General features: G+C 60.5%; 1 pseudogene. It reads right to left on the bottom strand.

Annotated elements, in window-relative coordinates:
* Positions 1-226: pseudogene (locus tag BK660_RS30755) on the bottom strand (hypothetical protein); the annotation flags it as partial.
* Between the last annotated feature and the right edge of the window lie 32 nt (positions 227-258).

A 258-nucleotide genomic window follows, 5' to 3' on the forward strand; every position in this document is an offset into this window, starting at 1 on the left:
CCAGCGCATACAGAAACATTTCCGCCTGCCGTGTTCGGGTCGGTTCGTAGTGCCGGTCGTGATCCCAGTAGATCGGGCTGGCCGGCTCGGACCAATCGGAAGACGTGCTGCTGTGCGAGTCGCTGTTATCACTTTCCGAGCCGCTGTCGTCGGCACTGCGTCCGGGGTACTTGTGGGTCTGGCTGTTGTAAAGCAAGTACTCGGCGGAAGGAGTGCGAGCGTACATCTGCCCTTCGTTGAGGCTGAACGTGGCGCTCA

The sequence above is a fragment of the Pseudomonas brassicacearum genome, from assembly GCF_003732265.1.
GTDB classification, from domain to species: Bacteria; Pseudomonadota; Gammaproteobacteria; order Pseudomonadales; family Pseudomonadaceae; genus Aquipseudomonas; species Aquipseudomonas brassicacearum_D.